The sequence below is a fragment of the Flammeovirga pacifica genome (assembly GCF_000807855.2).
Lineage (GTDB): Bacteria > Bacteroidota > Bacteroidia > Cytophagales > Flammeovirgaceae > Flammeovirga > Flammeovirga pacifica.
Genome location: NZ_JRYR02000001.1, coordinates 3,614,278 through 3,630,417, shown reverse-complemented (window position 1 = coordinate 3,630,417; position 16,140 = coordinate 3,614,278). Strand labels below are relative to the sequence as shown.

The 16,140-nt window shown below is 35.0% G+C and carries 13 protein-coding genes; 8 read left to right on the top strand and 5 right to left on the bottom strand.

The genetic code is table 11. The features are described from left to right. Nucleotides 1-36: 36 nt before the first annotated feature. The 3 genes from NH26_RS14260 to NH26_RS14250 form a co-directional block, all read right to left on the bottom strand. A complete protein-coding gene (locus NH26_RS14260) occupies nt 37-1,224 on the bottom strand; it encodes a GlmU family protein (protein ID WP_139263073.1) in 1,188 nt (395 codons plus the stop codon). A 216-nt stretch (nt 1,225-1,440) separates the two neighbouring features. Continuing rightward, nucleotides 1,441-1,683, bottom strand: coding sequence for a type B 50S ribosomal protein L31 (locus NH26_RS14255; protein ID WP_044228562.1), 243 nt, complete (start codon nt 1,681-1,683; stop codon nt 1,441-1,443). Between the two features lie 137 nt (nt 1,684-1,820). After that, a complete protein-coding gene (locus NH26_RS14250) occupies nt 1,821-6,500 on the bottom strand; it encodes a lamin tail domain-containing protein (protein WP_044228560.1) in 4,680 nt (1,559 codons plus the stop codon). Between the two features lie 264 nt (nt 6,501-6,764). On the opposite strand from NH26_RS14250, the gene NH26_RS14245 reads away from it, so the two are divergent. The 8 genes from NH26_RS14245 (at nt 6,765) to tsf (ending at nt 13,143) form a co-directional block, all read left to right on the top strand. Continuing rightward, nucleotides 6,765-7,451 carry a Crp/Fnr family transcriptional regulator gene (locus NH26_RS14245; RefSeq protein WP_044228557.1) on the top strand — a complete coding sequence of 229 codons (687 nt, stop codon included), beginning with the start codon at nt 6,765-6,767 and terminating at the stop codon, nt 7,449-7,451. Nucleotides 7,452-7,698: 247 nt separating this feature from the next. Next, the gene (locus tag NH26_RS14240) at nt 7,699-8,973 is read left to right on the top strand and encodes a serine hydroxymethyltransferase (RefSeq protein WP_044228554.1); all 1,275 of its coding nucleotides are present in this window, start codon (nt 7,699-7,701) and stop codon (nt 8,971-8,973) included. Nucleotides 8,974-9,172: 199 nt separating this feature from the next. Then, on the top strand, nt 9,173-10,015 hold the full coding sequence (locus NH26_RS14235; RefSeq protein WP_044228551.1) for a hypothetical protein: 843 nt from the start codon (nt 9,173-9,175) through the stop codon (nt 10,013-10,015). 255 nt (nt 10,016-10,270) lie between these two features. Then, nucleotides 10,271-10,714, top strand: a complete 444-nt coding sequence (gene rplM, locus NH26_RS14230) for a 50S ribosomal protein L13 (protein ID WP_044228548.1) — start codon at nt 10,271-10,273, stop codon at nt 10,712-10,714. 12 nt (nt 10,715-10,726) lie between these two features. After that, complete coding sequence (gene rpsI / locus NH26_RS14225) at nt 10,727-11,113, top strand: 30S ribosomal protein S9 (protein ID WP_044228545.1); 387 nt, start codon at nt 10,727-10,729, stop codon at nt 11,111-11,113. A gap of 99 nt (nt 11,114-11,212) precedes the next feature. Further along, entirely contained in the window at nt 11,213-11,974 is a 762-nt protein-coding gene (gene rpsB / locus NH26_RS14220) for a 30S ribosomal protein S2 (RefSeq protein WP_044228542.1), read from the top strand. A 34-nt stretch (nt 11,975-12,008) separates the two neighbouring features. Then, nucleotides 12,009-12,194, top strand: coding sequence for a hypothetical protein (locus NH26_RS14215; protein ID WP_044228539.1), 186 nt, complete (start codon nt 12,009-12,011; stop codon nt 12,192-12,194). Nucleotides 12,195-12,312: 118 nt separating this feature from the next. After that, a complete protein-coding gene (gene tsf / locus NH26_RS14210; protein ID WP_044228537.1) occupies nt 12,313-13,143 on the top strand; it encodes a translation elongation factor Ts in 831 nt (276 codons plus the stop codon). Nucleotides 13,144-13,599: 456 nt separating this feature from the next. On the opposite strand, the gene NH26_RS14205 is transcribed toward tsf, so the two are convergent. Together NH26_RS14205 and porM are read right to left on the bottom strand one after the other, a co-directional pair. Then, nucleotides 13,600-14,490: a hypothetical protein gene (locus NH26_RS14205; protein ID WP_044228534.1), complete on the bottom strand. Its 891-nt coding sequence runs from the start codon at nt 14,488-14,490 to the stop codon at nt 13,600-13,602. Nucleotides 14,491-14,505: 15 nt separating this feature from the next. Beyond that, nucleotides 14,506-16,116: a type IX secretion system motor protein PorM/GldM gene (porM, locus tag NH26_RS14200; protein WP_044228517.1), complete on the bottom strand. Its 1,611-nt coding sequence runs from the start codon at nt 16,114-16,116 to the stop codon at nt 14,506-14,508. Nucleotides 16,117-16,140 lie beyond the last annotated feature (24 nt).

The window sequence follows — 16,140 nt, the reverse complement described above, 5'->3', positions numbered from 1 at the left end:
ACATTGAGTTCTATCTTCATTCTTCACTCAAAAAAACTATCTTCTATCGAATTTACTTAACTCAAATACTTTTTCAAGAATTTGACGATCATGAATAGTAAAATCTGCTTTACGTCTTGCAAATACACGTTCCGCAATTTCTATCATTTTATCTAAATCGGCTACGTCGTTCGATTCGATCGCTCCCCAAGCAAAAGAAGGGATATGTTTTGGTGGAAAACCTCCTCCAAAAATATGTGCTGAAACTCCAACCACTGTACCTGTATTAAACATGGTGTTGATCCCTGCCTTACAGTAATCAGCCATCATCATTCCGCAAAATTGTTGCCCTGTACTTACATAGTTCCTATCTGCGTAACTCCATACTCTTACAGGACCGTAATTATTTTTTAGGTTAGAATTGTTGGTATCAGCTCCTAAATTACACCACTCACCTACAACAGAATTACCTAAATAACCGTCATGGGCTTTATTAGAATAACCAAAAATAACAGAGTTATTAATTTCTCCACCTACTTTACAATGAGGCCCGAAAGAACAATCTTCTCTAATTTTTGCTCCCATATTTATACGTGTACCTTCTCCAATAGCACAAGTACCTTGAATAATGACACCTTCTTCAATCACTGCATTTTTACCAATATAAATTGGTCCTTTTTGTGCATTAAGAATTGCCGCTCTTATTTCGACACCTTCTTCTACAAAAATATTAGCTCTACCGTAAACTACTGTATGCGGATCTTCGATATGATGTGAGTGTCTCCCTCTTGTCACCACTTCGAAATCTTCCATGATCTGCCCTCTATTTTGAGTAAAAATTTCCCAAGGGTGCTTTATCAAAACCACCTCTTCTTGAGGAACTTCAATTTTTTCAAAATCTCCAGCCTCACTATCCAAAGTATTAAATTGATGTGAGGTATGAAGAACGAGAAGATCCTCTCCACAAACCAAACCTTGTCCTTCTTTTAACTCTTTAATTCTATTTAAAATAGTCTTATTAGGGCATAAAGAACCGTTGATATAATACTGATCACTACCATGTTTTAAAGGAAATTTCCCTTGTAGATAATCGTCTGTTAAAAAAGACACAGAGGTATTGAAAGCTCTTTCCCACTTTTCGTAAATCTTAAAAATACCCACACGGATATCTGCAATCGGACGAATAAATGTAAAAGGAAGAAGTTTGACTCTCGTTTTAGGATTGTCGAATAATATAATATTCATGATCAATAGAGATAATGATAGAACAAGTTGGGATACTTGCCCTGAAAACGCACAATTAAAAAATTTGTTACACGGACGCTTAGTATAACATTCTTGTTTAAGCCAAAAAAATTTCGAATAATTTAGACTTACACAAAAATGCACTCTTAATTCTGATAAACAAAAAAAGCCATGATTTCATGAAGAAACCATGGCTTTTTGTACAGAAAAATAAAATTATTTTTTACCGTATCTTTTGTTGAACTTGTCAACACGTCCAGCTGCAGAGATAGCTGCTTTCTTACCAGTGTAGAACGGGTGAGAAGCTGAAGAAATCTCGACTTTGAATAAAGGATAAGTTTCACCTTCGTGCTCAATAGTCTCAGTTGTTGCAACTGTAGATCCAATAAGGAATTTTTCGTTAGAAGTCAGATCGTGAAATACCACTGTTCTGAAATCCGGATGAATGTCTTGTTTCATCTTAATATTATTTTTTTTACTTTTTCTGTAATCCCAAATCGAAATGCAAAAGTAGTATAATTAAGCTATTGATACAAAATATCTTGTGACTTATTCTGTAACAACTATAAATATTCATCAAAATAGAGGCAATTAACTCAATTCCAAGGTGCTATACTCACCACTTGTGAATAAGTCTCTACTATATTCCTCTGATTTTCAAGATGAATATATAAAATAAATTGTCCATACATTCTCTCTCGACTATCTGTTGTTCCGTCCCATTTTACTGTTCCTCCTGACGAAAGTGTATAATTTTGAACAAGTTCTTTTATTTTCTTTCCAGACAAACTATAAACGTCCATTCTAAAAATTCGAACCATCTGTTCAGATACATTTTTTACTATCAGATAGTCATCAATTCCATCTTCATTGGGTGTAATCAATCTCTTATTTATAGATAAACCACCTAAAGACATCTCATGTACATTGGTATTTTCAAACCTTGAATTTCTTTTTGTTGGCGTTGCATACCCCACATTGCTTGTCGCAGAAGCCCAATTAGTGTTTTCATCTGACGCCTCTTGATAAGATATTCTTTCTAAAGAGACATCCTCCGTATCTCTAAGGTAACTTTGATGCTGATGTTCTCCATAAGTCATTTCCTCTATCAACTGATTTCCTTTCCATAAACTAAGACTACCTCCTGCATTAGGTAATGATGGTAATTTCATTTCGATGATATTTTTTTCATCTATGTCATTATAATTACTCATTAAAAGCACTTTTTCATCTGATAAGACAATCCAAGAATGTGGATTTACCCACAAAATATCATCATCAGAAACGATTTGATGGTATTCTTCTCCATTGGAAAGCCACCAATCGTTTAATAAAACAGGTACATCTGCAGCATTGTACAATTCCACAAAGTCAGTATTTAAAACACTCGGATCAAAAAGTATTTCTGATAAAAATAAGGATGGGTTTTCTGATGAAATTTGAATGACTTCTGCCGTCTGACTCATCGCATTTCCAAAACAATCTGTGGCTTGTTCTATATTAATATGATCTAACTCCTCATCACTTTTTATCACACTTATTAATTGATGTCCATCAAAAACAAAGTCTTTTTGTTCCAAAATAAATGCTGGGGTTTCAACTCTAATTTTATTTGATTTTCTCTCTGAAATAACCTCATCAAAAATAAATAAAAGCGTATCATTTATGGCATATACCTTTTCTAATAATGGTGGTTGTTGATCAATAATATTGGCACTTACGGAATTTTTTTCACCTGCTGTCCCTCCATTATTACTAATAGAACTTGTCCAATTCACTCCTTCAAAACAATCATTGGATATATCAATACGCTCTAACGACCATCCTCCATTTTTCTTTTCGGCGTCATTATGATAGTCTTTGTGATAAAACACCTCATCTACCAATCCTAAATCCTTGTTTAAAATGCGTAGATCTCCAGAGGTATTATTTAAACTCTTCCAATGAGGTAAACCCACTACATTTTTGTCACCGAGAAACTTATCTACCTCATTTTCATCACATAAGACAGCATAACCTCCCGGAATAATACAATTATTAGGCAACTGAATAGTATCGTTGTTCAATAACATTATGCACTCAGAGAGCAATAGGTAGTACATCGAATTGTTATGTATTTCTATATACTCTGTTTCAGGCATTTTCACCTTTGGTGAATGATCAATCATCAACTCACTTACTAACATTTGTTGATATTCGACTTTTTGAGGCAATACAAAGGGTTTTTGATAGTAAAATTGAAAGTTGCTAAAACAATCAACAAAGTTATCAACAGTTAAAAATATCAACATTCCGGTAGGTAAATCCTTTTCAAAGCTGATGATCAGAGTGTAGTTATCAACAAATTCGAGGTTATTCACAGAGTTATCAACATTTAAAAGAGAGTAATTCGTTGTATTATTCACAGAATCACCTCTTATCACTTCATCAAATACTACTTGTATAGACCTACTACTTACCCACGTAATTTCTTTAATTTCAGGTGGTTTAGTATCTTCTAAAAATGCAAAAATACTATTTTCCCTACCTAATGTGTTTCCAGAAAGGTGTTGACAACTTTTCCAATTTCTATTATAATCACAAAAGAACGTGGGGTCCACTCTTTCTAATGAATAACCTCCTTTGAAGTGAATATTTTCATTATTAATAAAAGGGTACTGGACCTCGTCGTATAATTGCTCATCAAAATAGAGTTGTAGACTACCTTTATTATTATGTAGTGTTGGTAACTTATCGATTTTAATAAGATGTAGAGAATCATCAAAAAGAAAAGCGTCTTCTGCATTTACTACAATTGCATATGAATCAGGTGGTAATTGTATTGAAGGTAATGACACGACTTCCTCTTGAAAAATCAAATAGCCACCCCAAAGAGAGATACTATCTTTAGAGGAATTATAAAGTTCGATATATTCAGCGACTGGACTCCCATAACTAGGGGTAGGATCAATCATTATTTCATTTAAAACAAGATGATGTGATAAAGGTAAATCAGGTGTGAAAAATAGAAACTGATGCTCGTTCATCTTATTCAATGAAGCATCTTCTAAACCTGCCTGCACTTTCAAAATATTTTCTTGATTAAACTCCAATTCTTGCTCCAAAACCAATACCACCTCATCTCCTTTTAACTCCACTTGAATTATAGTATAATTTTCAATAGAAAACCGTTCATTAATAACAGAACGTTCAGATAATTTTTCAGAGTACTGAAGACGAATATGTCTTCGGTCCATCGTTTCTAGACGCATTAAATAAGGAGGAGATCGATCTAATTGATAAGTTATGGAAGAAGAAGTTAATAGGTTACCACCACAAAGCTCTACTTGATTGATCAAAATTTCATAGGATTGACTTTCTTCTATTGCTTGACTGAGGGTAACAAACACCTCTTTACCTTTCACTTGATAGTGAGCAATTCCACTATTTTCATCAAAAAATATATCTTGAATATTCTCTTCAAAAGATAGTTGGATATGATATTCATCAAGAATTGATAGTTGATGATAAATTTCATCAAAGGGTATAAAAACAGAGGAATCATTAGAAAAGTAAACCACATGTTCTACAATTGTTGATTCGATGTTTTGATTATCCAGCAGACCATAAAACGTCACATTATCTCCGTATAATAAAGGAAGAGAATAAATATTTTTAGAGCATCCTTCCCAAGCTATTTCCACTTTTTGATGGTTTACTTTTAAAGAATCTATAGAAGAAATCGGCTCAGTAAAAACAACATGAGTACCTGTGTCATGAGTTTCAAAGTGGCTTATATTAGGAGGAATGGTATCGAATACAAAAGATAAATAACGGTTTTTTATCAAATTACCCTTTAGATCCTGAAGGTGCCTCACTTGTAGTTTATAACTTTTACTATCTTCTAACAAAGATGTATCTAGTGCTAACACCACCTCATTATTAATATTACTTTCTACTTTAGTTACATATCTATTATCAATATGATAATTAAATTCATCAAGAAGTACACTATCTTCCATCTGTTCCGAAAATGTTATTTTAAACAAATTAGGAGGGATAAAATAATGGGCTACCACTCTTGGTTTCTGAGTATCAAAATGAATTAAAAAAGTAGTATTCAAACTATTTTCAAAGGTATCCTTCAGTGACGAAACTGAGAAGTTAATATTTTTATTTTCTGGAAAAGGTGCTTCAAAATAAAGCAGTAAGGTGGTATCATTAATTGATTGATGAGAAGATTCAATTGTAATATCATTCTGATAAAAAGAATTAAAAGAGGAGTCTAAGAAAATTTCTTCCGAAAAAAATAGTTTTAGGGTGAATGGATTGACTATTTCATAGGACAATAGTTTAGGTGGTTGTGTATCGGTATAAAAAGTATCTATTTGATATTCTAATAAGATATTTTTTTCATTGTCACATATATAATCAAAAGACAATTTTACGACAGCATTTTGTTGTAACACTTCTGACAATTGTAATTCTAAACTAGTTGAATCAATAAACAATACGCTTTCTATAGTATTCCCTTGAAGTTCAAAAAGTGATGTTTCACCACAATCCAGCTGTATTTCTTCATTAAATTTAATTTGAATAGATGCATCATTTATAAATGAAATCCCCTCGACATAAGGAGGAAACACATCTTTTTGTTTTATCTTTTTCTGAAAGGTAAAGTGTTTATAAAAAAAGGCATCTGACCTACTCGAGGCAGTAAAGGTGGATGAAATACCAGACAGGATTTCATCATCCGAGATTCGAAGTGTAAACGAAGCTACTTTCTGATTGTTAACTTCAATCCACCAATTTTGATTCACATGATAAACTAAAATGTGATTCCAATCTTTGTAGTTCCACTCAATATCCTTTTCTAAAAGAGAGATTTCTTGATGAACAACATTTAACCTTCTCCCAAAAGAAATTTGAAGAGAGCTTGAAAGAAGCAAAGTCGAATAATTTGTTTTTTGTAGAGTAGAAGAAACTTCAAAATCATTTTTAATTGCCAAAGACCACATCAAAGTATCTTCCGAAGGTGCATACTTATAAGGTATAGCTCTAATAAATTGTATTTCCCTTTTACCACTTCCTCCTTCAGAAATTAATTGTAATGTCGAATCATCTTTAAACTGATACCCTCCTTCAGAAAGGGTTCCTGATGAAAAAAACTTTTCGACCCAATCGCTTTTTTCTCCAAAATGATAGAAATATTCACTTGGAGAAAGCGTGGAATTTCCAAATAATAGTAGTGCAGTTGCATTAAATAATAATGCAAAAAAAAGTTTTTTGTAGTGCATAGTAATGAATCGTTAATAAAGCAATGCGAATAGTGACTTCTCTCATTATTGAGGAGAACTTTTGTCATACACAATTTTACAAAATAGAAATACATTTGCAACGGATAATTCTGATAAAAGCGCACAGTCGAGAGTGATTTTCACACTTGGCTGTGTTTTTTTTATCAAAAAAGTAACTAATATCATCTTTTTTTGGAAAAGTTCTAATAGTTATCTTAAATTAGTCACGCTTTTATCAGAATTATCCACTTACAATTTTAAAAGATGAAATTGGTACAACCTTCTTGTGCACTCAAAGCTAAGGGAAGCCAATCTTTGTTTTCTTGTCTTACTCCTGAACAATTAGAGAAAGTTCAGTTACACACTTGTCACTTTTTTAAGAAAGGACAACCGATCTTTCAGGAAGAGTCCGTTCCTACCGGTGTCTTTTGCATTAGTGAAGGATTAGTGAAGGTAACTAAACTAGGGAGTAATGGTAAGGAGCAAATTTTAAGAATCGCCAAACCTGGCGATTTCGTAGGGTATAAATCCTTAATCAAAGGTGGCCGCTACAGAGCTTCAGCCATAGCTATCGAAGATTCATCAATTTGTCTAATTCCCAAAGCTATCTTTATGGAGCTACTTCATGAAAATGTAGCTTTTTACCAACAGATCGTCCATTTACTGTGTGAAGTTATCGACAATGCCGAGTCAAAATTGACAGATATTGCCTATAAACCTGTGAGAGGAAGAATTGCAGAAGCACTATTACTTTTGGATAAAGCTTTTGAGGATAAAGAACAAATTACACTTACAAGAGAAGACTTGGCTGGCCTTGTCGGAACTGTAAAGGAAACAGCGATTAGAATCATTTCGGAGTTTAAGCACGAAAAATTGATTGAAATCAACAAAAGAAGTATTAAAATCATTAATCCTGATGGATTAGTAAAAATTAGTCATTTATACGACTAAATCTACTTCTTTAGATGTCAAAAGATATTTTGAATAGCCATCGACCTCACCCGTCATGGCTATTTTTTTTACGTTAAAAAAGAGTGCTGGAGTTATTAAAATTATAAAATATTCATACAATAAGATCTTTTTTAATAAATATCGTTATTGAATATTTTAAAATTTGTACTTTTGCACTTCAAAAAGGTACAACCTCCTATTGATGTCAATAGAGAGTATCAACTAAAGAACAAACCCTATTCCAACCATGAAAAGAGATGATATCATCTTTGATCTTATAGATCGCGAAAAAGAAAGACAAATTTCTGGCATCGAATTGATTGCTTCAGAAAACTTCGCCTCAGAACAAGTGATGGCAGCCATGGGTAGTGTATTAACTAACAAATACGCTGAAGGCCTACCAGGTAAACGTTATTACGGGGGTTGTGAAGTAGTTGATGAGGTAGAAAACCTTGCTATCGAACGCCTAAAAGAACTATTCGGTGCGGCATGGGCTAATGTTCAGCCTCACTCTGGTGCACAAGCAAACGCAGCTGTTATGCTAGCTGTTTTAAAGCCAGGTGATAAAATCTTAGGTTTTGACTTGTCGCATGGTGGTCACTTAACTCACGGTTCTCCTGTAAACTTCTCAGGTAAACTTTACAAACCTACATTCTATGGTGTAGAACAAGAAACTGGCCTTATCGATTTCGATAAAGTAGTTGAAACTGCTCGTAAAGAAAAGCCTCAACTAATTATTGCCGGTGCTTCTGCTTACTCTCGTGAGTGGGATTACAAAAAACTTCGTGCTGTAGCAGATGAAATTGGTGCTTTATTAATGGCCGATATTTCTCATCCTTCTGGATTAATTGCTAAAGGTAAACTAGATGATCCTATCAAGCATTGTCATATCGTAACGACAACAACTCACAAAACTCTTCGTGGACCAAGAGGTGGTGTTATTATGATGGGCGAAGACTTTGAAAACCCATGGGGATTGAAAACTCCAAAAGGTAAAACACGTATGATGTCTTCTTTATTAGACTCAGGTGTATTCCCAGGAACTCAAGGTGGTCCTTTAGAGCACGTTATTGCTGCTAAAGCAATTGCTTTTGGTGAAGCTTTAACTCCAGAGTACGATGCTTACACTACTCAAGTTCAGAAAAATGCTCAAGAAATGGCAAAACACTTCTTGGCAAAAGGTTATAAAATTATTTCAGGTGGTACAGATAACCACATGATGTTAATCGACCTTCGTTCGAAAAACTTGACAGGTAAAATTGCTGAGAACACTTTAATCAAAGCAGATATTACAATCAATAAAAACATGGTACCATTCGACGACAAATCTCCATTTGTTACTTCTGGTATGCGTGTTGGTACTGCAGCTGTAACCACTCGTGGTTTAAAAGAAGCAGATATGGGTAAAATCGTTGACTTCATCGATCGTGTATTGATGAACCATGAAAATGATGCTGAAATCGCAAATGTGAAAGAAGAAATCAATGCATGGATGCGTCAATTCCCATTATTCAAAGCGTAATGAAAATATAGTATCTGATACTTTCAGATAAATAGTTAAGCCAAGTTCAGCAATGGACTTGGCTTTTTTTATTTTGATTATACCATATCATCTTAAATAAACATCATAAAATCAGTATATTAAATATATGTTATTAATTTAAATAAGGTGACACTCCTATTTTAAATTCTCGTTTAATAAAAAAACAGAATATACTATCATGAAAAATCTATCATTCATCCTATTAAGTTTTTTATCAATATCATTATTCAGTTGTGGAAATAATAATGACAATGAAAATCCTAATAATCCTCCTTCAATCTCAATAGAAAATCAACAAGATATATTAGAGGTATACCCTTTACAAAGAATACAACTTAATGTATTAGCTAAGACAACTAGCGATTTACCTGTTAGTGATGTTAGTGCTACCGGAGACGGAAATTGTATTCAAAATCAAGATACCACACTCAATGCAAATGAAGGATATCTAAATTATAATCAACTGGCTCCTTACAGTAAAGGTGATTATACTATTAGTTTTACTGCATATAATGATGGAGGTAAAACATCCAACATAGAACAAAAAATAAAAGTAATTGATGAACCATTTATGATAGACATAGATAGTTCTAATGTTCCTTCTTCAGCTACTGAAAATACAACTTTCACTTTAAGCGGAACATTGAAATCAGTCTTACCTTTTGATGGAACAACCACTAGTGTTGATCTACCAACGAAACAGTCAGGTATTAAATTTAGTACAAGTGTTTTAGATGCCTCTTTCGACGCTGTAATAGACAATAGTTTAACGTCTATACCTCATTCAGTCAGAACCTCATTTGAGGTAACTCAGCATACATTAACAAAAGATATCAACGGGTATTACACTTATAATTTCAACGTAACATACACCGTAAGACGTCCTGAAATTGATTCAGATATCCCGCAATCGGAGTTCCGCATCTATATAACATATAATTATTTTGATGCTACAATTAATTGTACAACAGATGGTACCGCTATGTTTGGCACTTGGTCAAAAACAGTTAATATCGAGTAGAATCAACCAGAGTTCGACCATTATTAAATTATAAGGTGTTCTTTTTCAAAGAAGAGCACCTTATTTTTATTCCTGAATTATGAATTGTTTAGACATTTATAAGCGCTAAAATGTTGGTTATCAAAAAATAATGTTCTACCTTTGCCCGTCGCAAACGTTCACCCGTTTTGCGTGTTCAGGTCGGAGTATTTACAACTTGCTGTTTTACAGGAACGTAAATGCTTCAAGTTTTAAATTAATAAAACGTACAATACAGTGGATACACTCAGTTACAAAACTGTTTCAGTGAACAAGGCTACTGCTCAAAAAGAGTGGGTTTTGATCGATGCTGAAGGTAAGACATTGGGACGTTTGGCTACTGAAATTGCCATGTACTTACGTGGTAAGAAGAAGCCTAGCTTTACACCAAATGTTGACTGTGGAGATAACGTCGTTGTTATCAATGCAGAAAAAGTGAAGCTTTCAGGTAAAAAGTGGGACGATAAAGTATACCTTCGTTACTCTGGTTACCCAGGCGGTTTGAAATCAAGAACTGCTACTGAAATGAAAGCAAAATTCCCTACTAGATTAGTAGAGAACGCAGTTAAAGGCATGTTGCCAAAAGGGCGTTTAGGTCGTGATTTATACCGTAACTTGTATGTATATGCAGGTGTCGATCACAAACACGAAGCTCAACAACCAAAGAAAATTGAACTTTAATAAAAAAAAGTGATGGAAGTAATTAACACTTCAGGCAGAAGAAAGACTTCTGTAGCAAGAATTTACCTGGGTCAAGGTGAAGGAAAGATTACTGTCAACAAACGAGAGTTTGGTGATTATTTCCCATCTGAGGTTTTGCAAATCAAAGTGCAACAACCATTAGAATTGACTAATGAGTCTGGCAAGTACGATATTAGCGTAAACGTGCAAGGTGGTGGTATCAACGGACAAGCTGAAGCAGTTCGTTTGGCAATCTCTAAAGCACTTTGCGAAATCAACGCAGAACACAGATTGACATTGAAACCGGAAGGTTTCTTGACTCGTGACCCTCGTATGGTGGAAAGAAAGAAGCCAGGTCGCAGAAAAGCAAGAAGAAAATTCCAATTCTCGAAACGTTAATCCAGTATTTTGTATTGCCGGCTATCGATGGTCTTCTCAGAAGACTATCAGCCGAGCTGCATAAATACGTTTTGCAAAAACAATCTACTTGTTAGAACAATGAAAAATTTAGAATATAAAGAACTGCTTGACGCAGGCGTTCACTTTGGTCACTTGACCAGAAAGTGGAATCCAAAGATGGCTCCTTACATCTTCATGGAGCGCAATGGTATCCACATCATTGACCTGAACAAAACAAAAACAGCATTAGAGCAAGCTCAAAATGCGTTGAAAAATATTGTAAAGTCTGGTCGTAAGGTGATGTTTGTTGCTACTAAAAAACAAGCAAAAGACATCGTTGCTGAAGAAGCGGCAAGACTAAAAATGCCTTTCGTTACAGAACGTTGGTTAGGTGGTATGTTAACTAACTTCCAAACTGTTCGTAAGTCATTGAAAAAAATGACATCGATTGACAAATTGATGAAGTCTGAAGAGTATGCATCTCTTGCAAAGCGTGAGCGTCTTATGATGCAACGTGAGCGTGAGAAGTTAGAAAGAGTATTGGGTGGTATTGCTGACCAAACTCGTCTTCCTGCTGCATTATTTATCATTGATGTGAAGCGTGAGTCTATCGCTGTAAAAGAAGCTCAAAAATTGGGTATTCCTGTATTTGCAATGGTAGATACGAACTCAAACCCTGAAGGTGTTGATTTCGTTATCCCTGCAAATGACGATGCATTCAAATCTGTTAGTGCTATTATGGGTGCTGTAGGTTCTGCAATCGAAGAAGGAATTGGCGAGCGTAAGAAAGAGCGTGACGAGGCTGCATCTGCTGCTGCTGAAGCAGAAAAGAAAGCGGCTGACGAAGCTTCTAATGAGTAATTCTTATCTCGTTTACCTTTAAATTTTGAATAAAATGGATATTAAAGATATCAAAGAGCTTGAAGCTAAACTTCACGATTTAAAAGTGAAGCAAGGCGATATCTTCAAGCAAAAGAAAGCAGACCGCGACGCTGCAGCTCTTGAGGCTATCCGTACAGAGATGGCTGAAGTTAAAGCTAAAGTTAAAGAAGGTTTAGCTACAAGAAAAGCTTCTAAATAAGTTTACTTATTTGGGTTTTAACCAAACCCGCATCGTACTTGTACCTTGCGGGTTTGTTCGTATAAATTTAAGGTAGTATCCCTACCAATTGTTTAACTATCTTTTAAATCATAAAGAGATGGCTATCACAGCACAAGACGTAAAAAAGCTTCGTACTATGACTGGTGCGGGTATGATGGACTGTAAAAAAGCACTTTCAGAAGCTGAAGGTGACTTGGAAAAAGCAGTTGAAATCCTTCGTAAAAAAGGTCAAAAATTGGCAGCAAAAAGAGCTGACAGAGAAACTACTGAAGGTCAAGTATTCGTTTGGTCTAGCGACGACAACTCTAAATCAGTTGCTTTAGCTTTCGCTTGCGAAACTGAGCCTGTATCTGTAAACGAAGAATTCATTGCTTTAGGTCAAAGTTTATTGGATGCGGCTGTTGCTGCAGACGCTAAGACTGCTGAAGAAGTTCTTGCTTTAACAGTAAACGGTGAAGCTGCTACTGAGCTTATCACTGCATTGACTGCTAAAATGGGCGAGAAAATGGAAATTTCTGGTTATGCTAACGTTGATGGTGCTGCTGTTGCTGCTTACAAGCACGGTTCATCTATCGCAGTATTAATCGAACTTTCTGAAGCTGCTGACGAAGCTGTATTAGAAGCTGGTAGAAACGTAGGTATGCAAGTTGCTGCTATGCGTCCATTAGCTTTATCTGCTGACGATGTAGATCCTGCAGTTATCGCAAAAGAAAAAGAAATCGGTGTTGAGCGTGCACGTCAAGAAGGTAAGCCTGATCATATCCTAGAGCGTATTGCTGAAGGTTATGTGAAGAAATTCTTAAAAGAGAATACTCTTCTTGAGCAAGCTTACGTAAAAGAGCCTAGCCAATCGGTGAAAGCTTACGTAGGTAGCGTAAAATCTGGAATGGTTGTAAAATCATTCAACAGAGTTTCAACTGGTAAATAATTTTATTCCATAAGGAATTAATTATATAGAAGTGGTTATCCTATTTATTTAGGGTAACCATTTTTTTATGAACAATTTGTTTGAAAAACAATAATCCATCGCGACTTTACATGCCTTACAATTTAATAGTACCTCAATTCTATCACGTATAGTAATAAAATTAAAAGAACTTAAACTCTATATTAAAGACTACTGAAAAATATCATAAAACCACTACTTATAATGCGTTATTTTGGACATAAGTTTACCATAATAAAATATAGTCCAAGAAAATATTATCAGCTATTAATTACTTAAAAGACGCTTTTCATCATTTCTAGGTTTAATAGCCATTACATCTTTCATTCTATAAAAAATTTAGAGTCATTATATATCCTTGAACCATATATATTTCAATACACAAAAAAAGACCTCTTACCGAAGTAAGAGGTCTTTTAATATAAGGTTCTTATAGAATTAGTTTGACCAAAGGTCTGATTCAAACTCTACAAGATCATATTTGTATTCTAAACCTTTCATTAAAGCAATATCACCTTTTGCGTCACCATACAATAAAGCAATATCTTTATCTTGTGTATTAGTGTATTTAGTGATTTTACCTTCATGTAATAATAGATCAAAAGCATCAGAAAGGTTTTTACTTTCTGCTAAGTTTCTATCATTGTACCAAAGAGCGTCTCTGTTTTCTTTGAAAAGGTTTTCAACTACTTCTTTGTATGAGAAAGAAGCAACTTGTCTTTCCAAAGTACCACCATTGTTTTCTGCAGGAAGAACTAGTGTCAACACTTGTAAGTCATGAATCCACTTACCTCTTCTACGGTCAAACAAGATGTCTATCTTAACATCCATCAAATAGATGTCTTCAGGATAAACTTCATCAGAAGAAGCAGCTACTGCACCAGCGCCTCCGCCAGAACCGCCGCCCCAGCTATCGCCTGAGTCTCCCCAGCCGCCACCGCTGTCGCCGCCGCCGCCCCAATCGTCGCCGCCGCCCCAGTCGTCACCGCCGCCTGAGTCACCACCTAGATTAGGCTTCTTAACACGCTCTTTGAATTCGTCGATAGTAAGACGCTTTTTCAAAGAATCATTTTCATATGGTCTAAGTAAACTACTCTTTACGGCATCGATCATTAACTTAGGTAACCATCTATTTTTAGCAAAAAATGGTTGATTGATCTTGTCGTTTAGGTTAACTCTGTACCATACTGTTCTTTTAAACATAATGTCTGCATTACGAACAGGTCTCACAGAGTGCTTATTCCATTCACTCTCATCAATCTCCTGAGCGTAAGCCATACTAGCAACTACTGTAAGTGCTAGTAAAAGTATTCCTCTTAGACTTTTCATAATAATAAATTCTTCTTAGTTCACTGCAATTGTAGTAATTCCACCTACACCAGAAACAACTTCAGTATTTCCTTGTGAGTTTTTACGAACTACTTTTTTAACGTCAATTACAATACGAACACCTTCTGTTTTAGGAGCGTTTCTTAATAATTGTCCAATATCCATGCTTTGGTTACCACCAGTAATACGTTTAGGTCTACCGATTGGCTTAGTACCAAATGCAACAGTTACTTCCCAATCTACTACACGATAATTCGCTTCGTCTGGAAGAGCAGCTTTAAATTCAGAATCTGGAACTGGTACAACACGTAATTTAGAAGTTTTACGAGAGATACCTTTTTTCATGTCCACACCTGGGAATTGGATAGTTGGTTTTGGTACACCACGTGTTTTGAACGATTTAGTACCAATTTTATTTCCACCACTAGTTACAGTTAATACTACAGATTTTGCTTTTTGAGTAGGGATAATAGTAGCTGTTTTACCTTTACCCATTACTTTAGCATTAGTACCTGAGAATCTAGGGCTATATGACTCACCTAAAGCTGGAACATCAACTACCAATTTGTTTGCAACGTTTCTATAAAGAGCGTTTACAGTTGCTGAGTTCACAGAAATAGTAGGTCTAACAACCACATATTCCTCTTCTACTAATAATGTAGTATCACCGAAAGGAGTAGTATAAGTAATCTCTCCTTTCCAAGTTTGAGTAGAGCGTCCGTTTTTATCATATTTAACTGGTTTAGCAGGGAACTTTATAGTACCAATACCTGCTTCCACTTTAATATCACTTCCGTTCTGTTTCATTCTTGGCTTAGCCGCTGTAGATGATGCTGCAATAAACATTTCAGCTTCATAATCAAGACCAGCTGCTACATATTTCGAAGTTGGTTTAACCACTGCAACAATTTTATCGAAAACTACACGACCGCCAACACGATCATTTAATACTTTCAATACTTTTGTTTCAGCTTGTAATACCTCAGATTGTACCTCTGTCAATACAGCTAATGCTGCAGCTACAGGAGTATCTTCGAATTGGATTTGAGCATAATCTTTATTTTTGTTGTCCTTATCTTTAGCATATTGAGGCATTTCTTTTGCCGGTTTTGCTAATTTACCGATAGGTCTCCAAGTTTTCGAAGTGTCGAATTTAGCAGCTACAGTATCGTAATGCTTTGCTAGCTCATTCAACTTCTTCTCTAAATCGTATGCTTTACCTTTTTTCTTTGCACCTTCAACTCCGATCATGATTTCAGCAGGAATTTGAGTATCACTTTTACCCTTTAAATCCCCATCTTCTATACCACCAGATACCTTAATGATCTCTTTTTTAAGATCTTCAATTAAATCTGTTACTTTGATCGTTTCCGCTCTTAAAGCAGTTGCTTCTTTAAGTGCTTCTTGAGTGATTGCATTATTCTTTTTCTTAACGGCTTCTTCGATAGAATGTAATTGTCTATCATTCTCTTGAACTTTCACTTTGTTAGCTTCTTCAAGAGACTTTTCGATATCAATAAATTTATCTAGTACCGTATTACTTACGTTCAACGCGAGCATGGCCATTAGTACTAGGTACATTAGGCCTATCATCCGTTGTCTTGGTGTTTCCTTACCTCCTGCCATTAGTCTTTTTAGATTATTGTGTTA